The sequence below is a fragment of the Enterobacter mori LMG 25706 genome, assembly GCF_000211415.1.
Taxonomy (GTDB): domain Bacteria; phylum Pseudomonadota; class Gammaproteobacteria; order Enterobacterales; family Enterobacteriaceae; genus Enterobacter; species Enterobacter mori.
Map to the genome: position 1 here is coordinate 40,812 of NZ_GL890774.1, position 16,756 is coordinate 57,567.

Annotated in this window: 14 protein-coding genes; 4 read left to right on the forward strand and 10 right to left on the reverse strand. The window is 53.6% G+C overall.

All coding sequences use genetic code 11. From position 1 onward, the window contains the following. Positions 1-13: 13 nt before the first annotated feature. From bamA to rpsB, 9 genes are all read right to left on the reverse strand, one after another. On the reverse strand, positions 14-2,431 hold the full coding sequence (gene bamA, locus ENTMO_RS0102085; RefSeq protein WP_010426712.1) for an outer membrane protein assembly factor BamA: 2,418 nt from the start codon (positions 2,429-2,431) through the stop codon (positions 14-16). 31 nt (positions 2,432-2,462) lie between these two features. Next, positions 2,463-3,815 carry a sigma E protease regulator RseP gene (gene rseP / locus ENTMO_RS0102090; RefSeq protein WP_010426715.1) on the reverse strand — a complete coding sequence of 451 codons (1,353 nt, stop codon included), beginning with the start codon at positions 3,813-3,815 and terminating at the stop codon, positions 2,463-2,465. Between the two features lie 11 nt (positions 3,816-3,826). Next, positions 3,827-4,684, reverse strand: a complete 858-nt coding sequence (gene cdsA / locus ENTMO_RS0102095) for a phosphatidate cytidylyltransferase (protein ID WP_010426717.1) — start codon at positions 4,682-4,684, stop codon at positions 3,827-3,829. A gap of 12 nt (positions 4,685-4,696) precedes the next feature. Further along, positions 4,697-5,455 carry a (2E,6E)-farnesyl-diphosphate-specific ditrans,polycis-undecaprenyl-diphosphate synthase gene (gene ispU / locus ENTMO_RS0102100; protein WP_010426719.1) on the reverse strand — a complete coding sequence of 253 codons (759 nt, stop codon included), beginning with the start codon at positions 5,453-5,455 and terminating at the stop codon, positions 4,697-4,699. 186 nt (positions 5,456-5,641) lie between these two features. After that, positions 5,642-6,841 (reverse strand): 1-deoxy-D-xylulose-5-phosphate reductoisomerase, encoded by a 1,200-nt coding sequence (gene ispC / locus ENTMO_RS0102105; protein ID WP_010426721.1) that lies wholly within the window; start codon positions 6,839-6,841, stop codon positions 5,642-5,644. A gap of 95 nt (positions 6,842-6,936) precedes the next feature. Next, the gene (gene frr, locus ENTMO_RS0102110) at positions 6,937-7,494 is read right to left on the reverse strand and encodes a ribosome recycling factor (protein WP_006173607.1); all 558 of its coding nucleotides are present in this window, start codon (positions 7,492-7,494) and stop codon (positions 6,937-6,939) included. 167 nt (positions 7,495-7,661) lie between these two features. Further along, entirely contained in the window at positions 7,662-8,387 is a 726-nt protein-coding gene (pyrH, locus tag ENTMO_RS0102115; protein ID WP_006173609.1) for a UMP kinase, read from the reverse strand. Between the two features lie 149 nt (positions 8,388-8,536). Further along, the gene (gene tsf, locus ENTMO_RS0102120) at positions 8,537-9,388 is read right to left on the reverse strand and encodes a translation elongation factor Ts (RefSeq protein WP_006173611.1); all 852 of its coding nucleotides are present in this window, start codon (positions 9,386-9,388) and stop codon (positions 8,537-8,539) included. Positions 9,389-9,505: 117 nt separating this feature from the next. After that, positions 9,506-10,231, reverse strand: coding sequence for a 30S ribosomal protein S2 (gene rpsB / locus ENTMO_RS0102125; RefSeq protein WP_003856207.1), 726 nt, complete (start codon positions 10,229-10,231; stop codon positions 9,506-9,508). Positions 10,232-10,551: 320 nt separating this feature from the next. On the opposite strand from rpsB, the gene map reads away from it, so the two are divergent. The 4 genes from map (at position 10,552) to ENTMO_RS0102145 (ending at position 15,443) form a co-directional block, all read left to right on the forward strand. After that, a complete protein-coding gene (gene map / locus ENTMO_RS0102130; RefSeq protein WP_010426734.1) occupies positions 10,552-11,346 on the forward strand; it encodes a type I methionyl aminopeptidase in 795 nt (264 codons plus the stop codon). A gap of 63 nt (positions 11,347-11,409) precedes the next feature. Next, positions 11,410-14,085, forward strand: coding sequence for a bifunctional uridylyltransferase/uridylyl-removing protein GlnD (glnD, locus tag ENTMO_RS0102135; protein WP_010426735.1), 2,676 nt, complete (start codon positions 11,410-11,412; stop codon positions 14,083-14,085). A gap of 32 nt (positions 14,086-14,117) precedes the next feature. Beyond that, positions 14,118-14,942 (forward strand): 2,3,4,5-tetrahydropyridine-2,6-dicarboxylate N-succinyltransferase, encoded by an 825-nt coding sequence (gene dapD, locus ENTMO_RS0102140; RefSeq protein ID WP_010426737.1) that lies wholly within the window; start codon positions 14,118-14,120, stop codon positions 14,940-14,942. Positions 14,943-15,053: 111 nt separating this feature from the next. Further along, a complete protein-coding gene (locus ENTMO_RS0102145; protein ID WP_010426739.1) occupies positions 15,054-15,443 on the forward strand; it encodes a DUF3461 family protein in 390 nt (129 codons plus the stop codon). A 59-nt stretch (positions 15,444-15,502) separates the two neighbouring features. On the opposite strand, the gene ENTMO_RS0102150 is transcribed toward ENTMO_RS0102145, so the two are convergent. Then, the gene (locus ENTMO_RS0102150) at positions 15,503-16,660 is read right to left on the reverse strand and encodes a CdaR family transcriptional regulator (RefSeq protein ID WP_010426741.1); all 1,158 of its coding nucleotides are present in this window, start codon (positions 16,658-16,660) and stop codon (positions 15,503-15,505) included. Positions 16,661-16,756 lie beyond the last annotated feature (96 nt).

Here is a 16,756-nt window from a genome sequence, read left to right on the forward strand (position 1 = left end):
TTGCAGCGAATTATTACCAGGTTTTACCAATGTTAAACTGGAATTGCTCCGCTTTGTCTCCATCGTATTTCTTAAACGGCTGGGCGTAAGAGAAGACCAACGGCCCCAGCGGTGACATCCATTGTAATGCGATACCTGCGGACATGCGAATGTTGCCCGGATCGCTGTAGTCTGGAACACCTGCCGCACGCATCTGGGCGGTATTCTCCCAGTTGGTATCCCACACCGTACCCGCATCCATAAAGAAGGAGGTACGGACAGAGTTCGCGTACTTGTCGCTGATAAACGGCGTAGGCGTGATGAACTCAAGGCTCGCCACGGCCATAGCGTTACCGCCGACTGCATCATCAGAGCTACACACTTGTTTTGGATCACGGCTTGCGCAGTTATCTTCGTCATTACCGCCGTAGTAGACCGCTTTCGGACCAATGTTATTGGACTGGAAGCCACGAACGGTGCTGGAACCGCCCGCATAGAAGTTCTCATAGAACGGCAACTCTTTACTGCCAATCCCATCACCGTAGCCCCAACGAGTACGACCCAGGACAACCCACTTGTGGTCATCATCAATTGGGAAGTAAGACGCCGTGTCCAGCGTCAACTTGTAGAACTCGTTATCAGAGCCAGGAATGGTCACTTTACCGTTCAGATTGACGCGAGAACCTTCCGTAGGGAAGTAGCCACGGTCAAGGCGGTTATATGTCCAGCCGTAGTTGAAGGTGAAGTCATCCGCCGCGAAACCGTTGTCATCGCTGGACGTACTTGCCGACTGGCCAATGGAATCCAGATAACGCCACATCGCCACCTGAGGCTGCATGTTGGACAGGTCGTTATGCACATAACCTAAGCCCGCACGCAGCGTGTTGTATTCGTTCACCGGGAAGCCGAGCGTACCGTCTACACCGTAACTCTTGTTGGTATAGGAGGACAGATCCGCGTCGTCTGCTTTAAAGTCGTTATAGAAGATACGACCACCCAGGCTCACACCGTCAACGGTGAAGTATGGGTTTGTGACAGAAAACTCAGAGTAGGTCTGGTAGTCGTTTTTGGTCCCGTTGATACCAACAGAGTACCCCGTACCCAGCCAGTTATCCTGCTGAACACCGACCTGGAAGCTCACACCGCTTTCAGTACCGTAGCCCACACCGAAGTTGAAGCTACCGGTGTTACGCTCTTTTACTTTATAGACGACATCAACCTGATCCGGGCTGCCTGGTACACGCTGGGTATCAGTATCAACCGTCTCGAAGTAACCCAGACGATTCAGACGCTCTTTACCCTGGTCAACCAGGTCGCTACCCAACCACGCCCCTTCCATCTGGCGCATTTCGCGACGCAGAACGGAATCTTTAGACGTATCGTTACCTTCGAAGCGGATCTTACGCACGTAGAAACGGTTACCCGCATCAACGTTCACGTGCAGCTTAACGGTTTTCTCTGCGTCGTTGATTTCCGGCTGAGTTTGTACGCGCGGATAGGCGTAACCATAGCGGCCGAGCAGCTTTTTAATACTGTCTTCCATTTTGGTGACTTTAGAACCGCTATACAGATCGCCGGGCTGAATTTTGGTCAGCGACTCAATCTCAGCAGAATGCCCCGCCAGGTTTCCACTTACTTCAACGCCAGAAAGCTTGTACTGATCGCCTTCTGTGATGTTAACCGTAATGTAGATCCCTTTCTTGTCCGGAGTCAGACTGACCTGAGTTGAATCAATGTTGAAACGGGCATAACCGCGATCCAGATAATAGCTGCGCAGGGTTTCAAGGTCGCCTGCCAGTTTCTGTTTCTGGTATTTACGGTCACCCACCACGTTCCACCACGGCACTTCGTCACGCAGCTGGAACGTTGAGATCAGTTCGTCAGTGCTGAACGCGTGGTTACCCACAATGTTGATCTGTTGGATCTTCGCAGAAACACCTTCCTGGAAGACCAGTTTCAGGTCAACACGGTTACGCGGCAGCGGCGTCACTACCGCTTTCACGCTGGCGCTGTATTTACCGACGCTGTAATAGAAGTCTTCCAGACCTTTTTCAATGTCTGCAAGGGTTGTGCGGTCCAGGGACTCCCCCACACGAACACCGGATGCTTCAAGGTTTTGCTTGAGCATGTCATCTTTCACCGACCTGTTGCCGGAGAAGGTGATACTGGCGATCGTTGGACGTTCTTTTACCTGAACCAGCAGCGTATCACCATCGCGCAGGACGCGGACGTCCTCAAAGTTGCCAGTGGCAAACAGAGCGCGGATGGTGTTACTGATGTCTTCATCATTAACCGTATCGCCGGGGCGCACAGGCATACTGAGGAGGGCCGCACCAACGGCGACACGCTGAAGGCCTTCGAAATGAATATCTTTCACTACGAACCCGTCAGCACCGTATACGGTGGCGCTGCTAAACAGCAGCGACGCTATGAGCAACTTTTTCATCGCCATCGTTATTATGCGTTCTTCCTAACTAACTCTCTTACAACCGAGAGAAATCATTGAAAAGTGCAAGCCCCATTAACAGCACCAGCAAAATCGAGCCAATGCGATAACTAAAGTCTTGAACTCGCTCGGATACCGGTCCGCCTTTTAGCTTTTCAATGGCTAAAAACAGCAGATGGCCCCCGTCTAATACGGGAAGCGGGAACAGGTTGATTATCCCGAGGTTCACGCTAATGAGCGCGAGAAACATGAGATAGTAAATCACCCCGAACTCCGCTGACATCCCAGCCCCTTGAGCAATCGAAATAGGCCCACTGAGGTTGTTCAGTTTCACATCACCGGTTATCAATTTCCCCAACATGTTTACCGTCAGCTTCATCAGTTGCCATGTTTTATCCGTGGCTTCAAGGATGGCGCTGAACGGCCCATACTGGCGTATTGTCTTGTACTCATCTGGCAGTGGGATCACTTTCGGCACAACGCCTGCAAACCCTTCTGCCTTTCCGCTGCTCGATTTGGTATCCGGAATCAGCGTCAGTGAGAGCGGACTCCCCTGTCTTTCCACTTCCAGCGCGAGCGATGTACCCGGATTATCGCGTACCAGAGTAACAAAGGTCATCCATTGTGTTAATGGTTGACCATCGACTTTAACGATCCTGTCGCCCGCTTGCAAACCCGCTTTACTCGCTGCGGAGTTAGCCTGTACTTCGGCTAATACCGGTTCGATTTGCGCGCTGCGCGGCCGAATCCCCAGAGCGGAAACGGGATCTTCTTTGTCGGGTTCGAAACTCCAGTGGCGTAAATCCAGCACTTTTTCCTGCCGCTGGTCTGATCCAAAAGGCGACACGCTGACAGTCGTCTTCTCATCACCAATTTTCGCAACCAGCTGCAATCGCACGGCATCCCAATCAGGGGTTTCGATGCCATCAATCGCTTTAAGTTCCATCCCAGGTGCAATTTGCCCACTCGCTGCAATAGAGCCAGGGGCAATTTCACCGACAACCGGACGCACGCCAGGGACACCGATGATAAACACCAGCCAGTAAGCGAAGATAGCAAAGATGAAATTGGCTACCGGACCGGCAGCAATGATGGCAGCACGTTGCCCAACGGTTTTGTTGTTAAACGCGCTGTGTCTCAGTTCTGGCGCGACAGGCTCGACGCGCTCGTCGAGCATTTTGACGTAGCCGCCCAGCGGAATAAGGGCGATGACAAACTCGGTGCCATGGCGATCGGTACGCTTCCAGAGCGATTTACCAAACCCGATGGAGAATCTCTCCACCCGCACGCCACAGCGTCGAGCAACCCAGAAATGGCCAAATTCATGCACGGTAACCAGTACACCCAGTGCAACAATGAACGCCGCCAGATTCCAGAGAATGCTCAGCATAAAACCTTCCGTTAAATCGTCCCGAATACCAGTAAAAGCAAGCAAGCAAACACTGGAACAGCCGCCGTCAGGCTGTCAATGCGATCCAGTATCCCGCCATGGCCTGGAATCAAGTGACCACTGTCTTTAATCCCTGCTTCACGCTTGAACATACTTTCGGTGAGATCACCCAGCACCGAGGCCAGCGCAGCGAAAATTGAGCACACCAGCAATGTTGACGGTGCTACCTCCAGATTCGCCCATAGGCCATAACCCCAGGAGATGATCGCCGCCGTAAACAGGCCACCAATGAATCCTTGCCAGGTTTTACCCGGGGAAACCTTCGGCGCCAGTTTATGTTTGCCGAACAGTTTACCAAACATATAGGCTCCAGAGTCAGCCCCCCAGACGAGAATCATCACATAAAGCAGCCAGAGGGCACCGCTATAGTGGTTTTCGTCATAGTGCCAGGCGCGCAGCGCGACCATACCCCAGAAAAATGGAACAATTGTGAGCAGACCAAAAATAAGGCGCAACACTTTAGAATTTCGCCACAGTGCCGCAGAGCCTGGATAAAAAAGCACCAACACAAGCGCAGCAACCCACCATGCCAGCGATATCCATAAGGATCCGGCAACCAGCGGTTGGTGAATATCGTGATGATATTCAGGCAACGTGAACAGCATCAGGGCCAGGATAAAGCCACAAAGCACCGCCAGCCATACCCGCTGTGTGCGCGAGGTAAAGCCGCTAAACTGTCCCCATTCCCAGGCGGCGAGCATGCACACCACCAGCGTAACAATCGCGAATCCCACTGGGGGCAGTAAAAACAGCGCCGCAATGACAATGGGTATTAATACAAAAGCGGAAATCAGGCGATACTTCAGCAAAAGCTACCCCCATCAGGCTTTGTCGCCACCAGGCTCGGTGCCGCCGAAACGACGCTCTCGATTGGCAAAGGCATGCAGCGCACCTTCAAAGTCTTGTTCATCAAAATCGGGCCAAAGAACATCAGTAAAGTAAAGTTCGGCGTAGGCGATTTGCCAAAGCAAAAAGTTACTTATGCGGTGTTCTCCCCCTGTCCTTATTACCAAATCCACAGGCGCTAGTTCATTCATGCAGATTTGCCGACTGAGCGCCTCTTCATCAATTTGGTCGGGTCTCAACAGCCCTTCCTGAACCTGCTCGGCAAGATGCCGAACGCCCTGAATAATATCCCAGCGTCCGCCGTAATTCGCCGCGATATTGAGCGTCAGGCCGGTATTATTTTCCGTCAGCGCTTCTGCTTTGCGAATCCGTTCCTGCAAACGTGAGTTAAAACGACTGGTTTCGCCAATAATACGCAGGCGGACGTTGTGGCGGCGCAGGCTTTTTACTTCGCTATCGAGCGCCCACACAAACAGTTCCATCAACGCAGTCACTTCCTGCGGTGGTCGATTCCAGTTCTCACTGCTAAAAGCATAGAGCGTTAACGCATCAATGCCGTTATTGGCGGCAAAAGAAACGGCGCGGCGAACGGACTTCGCCCCCGCTTTATGCCCAAAGGCTCGTATCTTCCCTTGTCTTTTCGCCCAGCGGCCGTTGCCATCCATGATGATTGCTACATGACGACAGCCATGCGCTGGCAAGTTTTCGCTCATTGGTTGATTCGCAGACAACATAACGCGTTTTTAGTCCCTGAAAAGGATTTAACGGTACACAGGAATACTGAAGCCTATACATAAAAAAGCCGTGTCAAACCACGGCTTACCTGACCACATAAAGTCAAATACCTGCGATCAGGTGGCGCAGACTATATCACTGAAGCACAACGCTAACAAATAGCACGACGACTAGTGGCTGCTTTATCACCAGCTTGCGAGACGCGTCACCAGTTTACGCGCAACAATGCGAGCCTCTGCATCGACCGACAGCACCTCTTCCACGCTTTGTGGCTCGCGCAAATCCATCAATTCAAGCACTGAAAGATTCATTGCTGCGATATCGGTAAAGCGGATCTGCTGATTCAGAAATGCCTCAACGGTCTCTTCATTCGCTGCATTCAGTGCCGTCGTCGCCGCCTGCCCCTGGTCAAAGGCCGTCATCGCGAGCTTAAGGCAAGGGTAACGGTCGTAATCAGGCTCGCTAAAGGTCAGTGAACTCAGCTTGCAGAAATCGAGCGGTTTTGCCCCGGATGTCACACGGTTTGGCCACGCCATGGCGTGAGCAATAGGCGTGCGCATATCCGGTTCGCCCAACTGAGCAAGCACGCTGCCATCCTGATAGCGCACCATAGAGTGAATCACCGATTGCGGGTGGATCAGCACTTCCATCTGTTTCGCTGACGCATTAAACAGCCAGCGCGCTTCAATGTATTCCAGACCTTTATTCATCATGGTGGCTGAATCAACGGAGATCTTACGACCCATCGACCAGTTCGGATGACGGCACGCCTGATCCGGCGTCATTGCGCTCAGTTCTGACAGTGGCGTTTCACGGAACGGGCCACCAGACCCGGTGAGCAGAATCGACACAACGCCATTCTGCTCCAGGTCAGCGTACCCCAGGTTCTGTTGAAAAGGTTGCGGCAAACTCTGAAAAATGGCGTTGTGTTCACTATCAACCGGTAAAAGACGTGCTCCGCGCTGCTTGACCGCCTCCATAAACAGGCGTCCGCAGGTCACCAGCGACTCTTTATTCGCCAGCAGAACATCTTTACCGGCATCAATAGCGGCAAGCGTCGGCAGGAGCCCAGCCGCCCCAACGATGGCGGCCATCACCTGATCGACCTCATCCAGCGCCGCCATCTCGCATGCCGCCTGCTGACCGCTGAGCACCTCGGTGCGGCTGCCCTTTTCCTGCAGCTGCGCTTTCACCTGGCGAGCACTCTCTTCGTCATCCATCACCGCAAAGCGGGGCGTAAACTCCAGACACTGCTCCACCATGCGCTGCACGTTTTTACCGGCCACAAGGGCGGTCACGGTGTAGCTTTCAGGATTATGGCGAACCACGTCAAGAGTGCTGCAACCGATAGAGCCGGTTGAGCCAAGGAGTGTTAAATGCTTCATGAGATGCCCGGAAAAAAGTTAGACCAGATAAAACCAAAACGCCGCCAGTAAGACACAACGTCCCCTGAACGGCGTTTATCAGTGTACGACAGAAATCAGAACTGCATCAGTTCCGCTTCTTTATCTGCCAGCGCCGCATCAATTTTCTTGATAGCCGCGTCAGTCATTTTCTGCACGTCATCCTGGGAACGACGGTCATCATCTTCGCTGATCTCTTTTTCTTTCAGCAGCGCTTTTACTTTATCGTTCGCGTCGCGACGTACGTTACGTACGGAAACACGACCTTGCTCAGCTTCACCGCGCACCACTTTGATCAGGTCTTTACGACGTTCTTCGGTCAGCGCAGGCAGCGGAACGCGGATGTCGGCACCCGCAGAGCTTGGGTTCAAACCGAGGTCAGACGCCATGATCGCTTTCTCAATAGCCGGGCTCATTGAACGATCGAATACGTTGATTTTCAGCGTACGGGTATCTTCTACGGTAACGCTCGCCAGCTGACGCAGTGGAGTTGGCGTACCGTAGTATTCTACGATGATGCCATCCAGCAGGCTTGGAGAAGCACGGCCAGTACGGATTTTGCTGATTTGGTTTTTGAACGCTTCTACGCATTTATCCATGCGTACTTCAGCATCTTTTCTGATGTCGTTAATCACGTTACGGATCCTTGAAAACTTGTCTCAGGCAGACTAACCGCCAGCACAGCGTTACAGGTGTGCTAAGTATAGTCGCGTTTAATTCATGACAACGCCAAAGGCGCGTCCGGGTAAGATACCACTACAAAGTAAAGCGGAATCTTACCTGTATTTATCGCCGACGGAAATTATTCCGTGATCAAAGTGCCTTCTTTTTCGCCCATTACAACGCGGCGCAGTGCGCCCGGCTTGTTCATGTTGAAGACACGGATCGGCAGTTTGTGGTCACGAGCCAGCGTGAAGGCGGCAAGATCCATTACTTTCAGCTCTTTATCCAGCACTTCGCTGTAGCTCAGCTGATCGTACATGGTCGCAGAAGGATCTTTTGCCGGATCGGCAGTAAACACGCCATCCACTTTGGTCGCTTTCAGCACCACATCGGCTTCGATTTCGATACCGCGCAGGCAGGCAGCGGAATCGGTGGTAAAGAACGGGTTACCCGTACCGGCGGAGAGGATCACCACGCGGTTATTGCGCAGCAGGCTGATGGCTTCTGCCCAGCTGTAGTTATCGCACACGCCGTTCAGAGGGATAGCGGACATCAGGCGGGCGTTCACATAGGCGCGATGGAGCGCATCACGCATGGCCAGGCCATTCATCACGGTTGCCAGCATACCCATGTGGTCGCCCACAACGCGGTTCATCCCCGCTTTCGCCAGACCAGCACCACGGAAAAGGTTGCCACCGCCAATGACCACGCCAACCTGAATACCCAGTTCGACCAGTTCTTTGATTTCCTGTGCCATGCGGTCAAGGATGCTTGCGTCAATACCGAAGCCTTCCGTTCCCTGCAGCGCTTCGCCACTCAGCTTAAGCAGAATGCGTTTGTACACGGGTTTTGCATTGGTAGCCATGTTTCTTTCCTGAGACTGTCAACGATTAAGATGGGGTTAATTCTGGCGACATGTTATGCCGCAAACCAGCGCAGGGATACAGTAACCTGTCTGATTTTGTATGACGGGTGACAAAAAGAAGCCGCCCTCAGGCGGCTCCTTTTCAATCATTAAGACTGCTTGGACATTGCAGCAACTTCTGCTGCGAAGTCAGTCTCAACTTTCTCGATGCCTTCGCCCACTTCGAAGCGGATGAAGCCAGTTACGTCAGCGTTGTGCTCTTTCAGCAGCTGAGCAACAGACTTGCTTGGATCCATAACGAAAGGCTGGCCAGTCAGAGAAACTTCGCCGGTGAATTTCTTCATGCGGCCTTCAACCATTTTCTCTGCGATTTCTTTAGGCTTACCAGATTGCATCGCGATGTCCAGCTGAACCTGGTACTCTTTCTCTACCACTTCAGCAGACACGTCTTCTGGCTTAACGAATTCTGGCTTGCTTGCAGCGATGTGCATTGCCAGCTGTTTAACCAGCTCTTCATCAGCGCCTTTAGCCGCAACCAGAACACCGATACGTGCGCCGTGCTGGTAAGAACCCAGAACGTCGCCTTCCAGGGAAGATACGCGACGGATGTTGATGTTTTCACCGATTTTAGCAACCAGCGCAACACGCTCTTCTTCGAACTGTGCTTTCAGAACTTCAACGTCAGTGATTTTGCCCGCTACAGCTGCGTCCAGTACTTTGTTCGCAAATGCCTGGAAACCGCCATCTTTAGCAACGAAGTCAGTCTGGCAGTTAACTTCCAGAATGATACCGTAGGTGCCGTCGATTTTAGTGATGATCACGCCGTCAGCAGCAACGTTGCCTGCTTTCTTAGCTGCTTTGATCGCACCGGATTTACGCATGTTTTCGATTGCCAGCTCAATGTCGCCGTTCGCTTCAGTCAGCGCTTTTTTGCAATCCATCATGCCTGCGCCAGTACGCTCGCGCAGCTCTTTTACCAGGGATGCGGTAATTTCAGCCATTCTTAAATCCTCGGGAGATGTGAACTGCCCGGCCATAAGCCAAACAGTATAAATTGAAAAAAGGGGCCGATAATTGGCCCCTATTCATACACGGTACTAATAAGGGGTAAAACCTTATTATTCAGCTTCTACGAAGCTTTCTTCCGCCTGAGAAGCCAGATCCTGGGAACGGCCTTCACGAACGGTAGCAGCTACAGCGCTCAGGTACAGGCTAACAGCACGGATTGCGTCGTCGTTACCCGGGATAACGAAGTCAACACCGTCCGGATCGGAGTTGGTATCAACGATAGCGAATACCGGGATACCCAGGTTGTTAGCTTCTTTGATTGCGATGTGCTCGTGGTCTGCATCGATTACGAACAGCGCGTCTGGCAGGCCGCCCATATCTTTGATACCGCCCAGGCTGTTTTCCAGCTTGTCCAGTTCACGAGTACGCATCAGCGCTTCTTTCTTAGTCAGCTTATCGAAAGTACCGTCCTGAGACTGGGTTTCCAGATCTTTCAGGCGTTTGATGGACTGACGAACAGTTTTCCAGTTGGTCAGCATGCCGCCCAACCAGCGATGGTTCACGAAGAACTGGTCGCAGCTGTTAGCAGCATCTTTCACAGCTTCGCTTGCAGCGCGCTTAGTACCAACGAACAGAATCTTACCTTTACGGGAAGAGATCTTGTTCAGCTCAGCCAAGGCTTCGTTGAACATTGGTACAGTTTTCTCAAGGTTGATGATGTGAACTTTGTTACGTGCGCCGAAGATGAAAGGCTTCATTTTCGGGTTCCAGTAACGGGTCTGGTGACCAAAGTGAACACCAGCCTTGAGCATGTCGCGCATGGAAACAGTTGCCATGTTTAAAACCTCTATAGTAAAAGTTGGGGTTATGCCTCCACGTATCCCATATTACCGACCCCAAAGGGCACCCCGGAATATGTGCCGATACGTGTGTGTTGTTACACAAAGTGAGATTTGTCGCTTCCGTCCAGCCTGTGTATCTGAAATGGATCGGAAGTCCGGCGCGCTTTATACCACAAAACACGGCCAGAAACCAATAATTGTTGACGGTGTGTGCTGTTAATGATTCTCAATTTGGCAGTGGGTGCGCCAGACTGTTACCATTGACGACACTTGAACTAGTATTGTCGAAAAATCGACACCGATGGACAGATTACATGGCTATCTCTATTAAGACTCCTGAAGAAATTGAAAAGATGCGCGTCGCCGGTCGTCTGGCCGCTGAAGTGCTGGAAATGATCGAGCCATTCGTGAAGCCGGGCGTCAGCACTGGCGAGCTGGATCGCATCTGTAATGACTACATCGTCAACGAGCAGCACGCGGTCTCCGCCTGCCTCGGCTACCACGGTTTTCCAAAATCCGTGTGCATCTCTATAAATGAAGTGGTTTGTCACGGTATTCCTGACGACGCAAAACTGCTGAAAGATGGCGACATCGTTAATATCGACGTGACCGTCATTAAAGACGAATACCACGGCGACACCTCTAAGATGTTCATCGTAGGCAAACCGACCATCCTCGGCGAGCGCCTGTGTAAAGTGACGCAAGAGAGCCTCTACCTGGCACTGAAGATGGTGAAACCAGGCATCCGTCTGCGCACTATCGGTGCGGCTATCCAGAAGTTCGTGGAAGCAGAAGGTTTCTCCGTGGTGCGCGAGTACTGCGGGCACGGCATTGGTCGCGTCTTCCACGAAGAGCCGCAGGTTCTGCACTACGATGCGGATGACGGCGGCGTGGTGCTGCAGAAAGGCATGACCTTCACCATTGAGCCAATGGTCAACTCGGGCGATTACCGCATCCGCACCATGAAAGACGGCTGGACGGTGAAAACCAAAGACAGAAGCTTGTCTGCACAGTACGAGCATACTATTGTGGTAACAGACAACGGCTGCGAAATTATGACGTTGCGCAAGGATGACACCATCCCGGCGATACTGACGAACATTGAGTAATAAAAGAGCCGGCGAATGCCGGCTTTTTTAATGGCGATAGCTTTTTCTTATGGGTGGCGCACGATGAGTAATCTTTTACCCGAACAGTATGCTAACACAGCCCTTCCCACCCTTCCCGACCAGCCCGACAACCCGGGCGTCTGGCCGCCGCATGAGCTGAAGTGTGCCGATATCAAAGCACATATGGATGTCTTCCAGCGCTGGCTCAGTAGCGCGTTTGACGCAGGCATTTCCGCCGAGCAGCTCATCGAAGCACGCACCGAGTTTATCGACCAGCTGCTGCAACGCCTGTGGATCGATTACGGCTTCGGGCAGATTAGCGACGTAGCGCTGGTTGCCGTCGGGGGCTATGGTCGCGGTGAGCTGCATCCGCTTTCCGATATCGACCTGCTGATCTTAAGCCGCAAAAAGCTGCCGGACGAACAGGCGCAAAAAATTGGCGAACTGCTGACCCTGCTCTGGGACGTGAAGCTGGAGGTGGGCCACAGCGTGCGCACCCTGGAAGAGTGTCTGCTGGAGGGGCTATCTGACCTGACCGTCGCCACCAACCTGATTGAAACCCGCCTGCTGATTGGCGACGTCGCGCTGTTCCTGGAGCTACAGAAACACATCTTCAGCGACGGCTTCTGGCCGTCAGAAAAATTCTTCGCCGCGAAGGTCGAGGAGCAAAACCAGCGCCACCAGCGTTACCACGGCACCAGCTATAATCTTGAACCCGATATTAAAAGCAGCCCCGGCGGCCTGCGCGACATTCATACCCTGCAGTGGGTCGCCCGTCGCCACTTTGGCGCGACGTCAATGGATGAGATGGTCGGCTTCGGCTTCCTCACCGAGGCCGAGCGTAACGAGCTAAACGAGTGTCTGCACCTGCTGTGGCGCATCCGGTTTGCCCTGCATCTGGAAGTCACCCGCTACGACAACCGCCTGCTGTTTGATCGCCAGCTCAGCGTGGCGCAGCGCCTGAATTACCAGGGCGAAGGCAACGAGCCGGTTGAGCACATGATGAAGGATTTCTTCCGCGTCACCCGCCGGGTGACCGAGCTGAACCAGATGCTGTTGCAGCTGTTCGACGAGGCCATTCTGGCCCTGACGGCGGACGAAAAACCGCGCCCGATTGATGACGAATTCCAGCTGCGCGGCACGCTTATCGATCTGCGCGACGAAACGCTGTTCATCCGCGAGCCGGAAGCGATTCTGCGGATGTTCTATACCATGGTTCGCAACAGCACCATCACCGGGATCTACTCCACCACCCTGCGTCATCTGCGCCATGCGCGCCGCCACCTGACTCAGCCTTTGTGCTATATCCCGGAAGCGCGCGCCCTGTTCCTGAGCATGCTGCGCCATCCGGGCGCCGTCAGCCGCGGCCTGCTGCCGATGCACCGCCACAGCGTGCTGTGGGCGTATATGCCCCAGTGGTCGCATATTGTTGGTCAGATGCAGTTCGATCTGTTCCACGCTTACACAGTGGATGAACACACCATCCGCGTGATGCTCAAGCTGGAAAGCTTTGCGAAAGAAGAGACGCGATCCCGCCACCCGCTGTGCGTTGAACTGTGGCCACGCCTCTCCCATCCTGAACTGATCCTGATCGCCGCCCTGTTCCACGATATCGCCAAAGGTCGCGGCGGCGACCACTCGGTGCTGGGGGCGCAGGACGTGCTGAAATTTGCTGAGCTGCACGGGCTGAACTCACGCGAAACGCAGCTGGTGGCCTGGCTGGTCCGTCATCACCTGCTGATGTCGGTCACCGCACAGCGTCGTGACATTCAGGATCCTGAAGTCATTAAGCAATTCGCCGAAGAGGTGCAAACGGAAAACCGCCTGCGCTATCTGGTCTGCCTGACGGTGGCGGATATTTGCGCCACCAACGAAACCCTGTGGAACAGCTGGAAGCAGAGCCTGCTGCGCGAACTGTACTTCGCTACCGAAAAACAGCTGCGTCGTGGTATGCAAAACACCCCGGACATGCGCGAGCGCGTGCGCCACCATCAGCTGCAGGCGCTGGCGCTGCTGCGGATGGATAATATTGATGAAGAGGCGCTGCATCAGATCTGGGCGCGCTGTCGCGCCAACTACTTTGTACGCCACAGCCCAAACCAGCTTGCCTGGCACGCGCGGCATCTGCTGAAGCACGATTTGTCGAAGCCGATGATCCTGCTCAGCCCGCAGGCCACGCGCGGGGGCACGGAGATCTTCATCTGGAGCCCGGACCGACCCTATCTGTTTGCCGCCGTCTGCGCCGAACTGGACAGGCGTAATCTGAGCGTTCACGATGCGCAAATTTTCACCACCCGCGACGGCATGGCAATGGACACCTTTATTGTGCTGGAGCCGGACGGCAGCCCGCTGTCGTCGGACAGGCATGAAGGGATTCGTTTTGGTCTGGAGCAGGCCATTACCCAGCGCAGTTGGCAACCGCCGCAGCCGCGTCGCCAGCCTGCAAAATTGCGTCATTTTACCGTCGATACCGAGGTCAATTTCCTGCCGACCCACACCGACCGCAAATCGTTCCTTGAGCTGATCGCGCTCGATCAGCCAGGACTACTTGCCCGCGTCGGCCAGGTGTTTGCCGATCTTGGAATTTCGCTTCATGGCGCCCGAATTACAACCATTGGTGAGCGAGTAGAAGATTTATTTATAATCGCTACAGCGGACCGACGTGCCCTTAATAATGACCTGCAGCTTGAAGTGCAACAACGGTTGACAGCAGCCCTCAATCCAAACGATAAAGGGTGACGTGTTTTTTAGTGAAATGGAAAGAGTAAACAATGCAGCAGTTACAGAACGTTATTGAGTCCGCTTTTGAGCGTCGCGCCGAGATCACTCCGGCAAATGTGGATACCGTGACCCGTGAAGCGGTAAACCAGGTTATTTCCCTGCTGGATTCCGGCGCATTACGCGTGGCAGAAAAAATCGACGGTCAGTGGGTCACTCATCAATGGCTGAAGAAAGCCGTGCTGCTCTCTTTCCGTATCAACGATAACCAGGTTATCGACGGAGCAGAAAGCCGCTACTTCGATAAAGTGCCAATGAAATTCGCTGACTACGACGAAGCGCGCTTCCAGAAAGAAGGTTTCCGCGTGGTACCACCTGCGGCAGTGCGTCAGGGCGCGTTCATCGCACGCAATACCGTGCTGATGCCATCTTACGTAAACATCGGTGCTTACGTTGACGAAGGTTCCATGGTGGATACCTGGGCGACAGTCGGCTCTTGCGCGCAAATCGGTAAAAACGTTCACCTGTCCGGCGGCGTCGGCATCGGTGGCGTACTGGAACCACTGCAGGCTAACCCAACCATCATCGAAGACAACTGCTTCATCGGCGCACGTTCCGAAGTGGTTGAAGGCGTGATCGTGGAAGAAGGCTCCGTGATCTCCATGGGCGTTTACATCGGCCAGAGCACCCGTATTTATGACCGCGAGACCGGTGAAGTTCACTACGGTCGCGTTCCAGCGGGTTCTGTGGTGGTTTCCGGCAACCTGCCGTCTAAAGACGGTAAATACAGCCTGTACTGCGCGGTTATCGTGAAGAAAGTGGATGCGAAAACCCGCGGTAAAGTGGGCATCAACGAGTTGCTGCGCACCATCGATTAATCGGGTATAACAAAAAGCGGGGGCAACCCCGCTTTTTTTGTATCTGAGGGTGGCGAAAATAGATTTTTTCGTTAATTATTCAAAGGTTATGTTGAGATCAAGGGTACCGCTATGTACGATAATCTGAAAAGTCTGGGCATTACCAATCCTGATGAAATTGATCGTTACAGCCTCCGTCAGGAAGCCAATAACGATATTCTTAAAATCTATTTTCACAAGGACAAAGGTGAGTTTTTCGCCAAAAGCGTGAAGTTTAAATATCCACGCCAGCGCAAAACCGTGGTGGCTGACGGCATCGGTCAGGGTTACAAAGAAGTACAGGAAATCAGCCCTAACCTGCGCTATGTGATCGATGAACTCGATCAGATCTGCCAGCGCGACCGCACTGAAGTCGATCTCAAGCGTAAGATCCTTGACGATCTGCGTCATCTTGAAAGCGTTGTGACGAATAAGATCAGCGAGATTGAAGCAGATCTTGAGAAGCTTACTCGTAATAAGTAATCAACGGTGCGGCCTGATGCCCTCACCCCGCCCTCTCCCACAGGGAGAGGGAGAAACCCTCATCTCTGCTCATCTAACTGTAACGCCACATACAACAACAATCTGTCATCGAAATTCCCCAGATCCAGCCCCGTCAGCTCCGAAATCCGGTTTAACCGATACTCCAGGGTATTGCGGTGAATAAACAGCGCCTTCGAGGTCGCCAGCGGCTGCACGTTGTGACGGAACCAGGCCTGCAATGTGCGGCGCAGCAGGCCGTTGTTGTCCATGGCTTTCAGACGCACTAATGGCCGCGCCAGCTCATTGGCCTGCCAGCCGCCGCGCAGGCTGTCGAGCAGCACTGGCAACATCAAATCTTGATAGAAATAACTGCGGCTTTCCGGCATACGCTGTTTACCCACCATCATGGTGGTGCGTGCGGTCCGCCAGGAGCGGGCGATACTGCCCGGCCCGGTAAAGTAGTTGCCCAGCGCGACGCGAAAACGCAGTTGGCCGTTCTCCTGCATGCGTGCAATCAGCTGATCCACACGGCGGCGATGGTCTTCTGCATCCCAGCGGCCAAACTGATTGAGCGCGGGTTTAAGCACCACCATTTCAGTCAGAGACACAATCGCCACCAGGTTATTGCGTTCCGGCGTCGCCAGCGCGTTTTGCAGCTGCTGCAGCTCTGCCATGGCGCTGTCCACGCCAAGCTGGCCGCTATCGACCTCAATCACCGCCACCACGCGCGGCTGGTTCAGATCGATCCCCAACCGCTGCGCCCATTCGCTGAGTGCAGGCGTATGCTCATCCGCCTGTATAAGGTTCATGACCAGCTCTTCGCGCAGGCGGCTATCCTGGGCAAGAAGGTGCATCAGGCGCGACTGCTCCAGCATCATCTCCGCCGTCATACAGACCAGCTCGCCGTATTTACGCAGCGATTCCGGCTCGCCGGTCAGACCGATTACCCCCACAATCTCACCTTCAAGGCGCAGCGGCAAATTGATGCCCTGACGTACGCCATGCAGATGTTTTGCTACCGCATCGTCGATATCGACCACGCGGCCCTGGGAGAGCACCAGCAATGCACCTTCGTGCAATTCCCCAATACGCTCGCGATCGCCGCTGCCGATAATGCGGCCGCGAGCATCCATCACGTTGATATTGGTATCAATGATGCGCATGGTGCGCGCCACGATATCCTGCGCCATTTTGGTATCAAGATGCCAGCCAGCCATGTAACCCTCCTGTGAGCAGAGCTCAAGCATAGGGAAGTTCAGCGACGGCTGCATTGTGCGAATGCACAAAGAGAGAGGGAGAAGTATGGAGTTGTG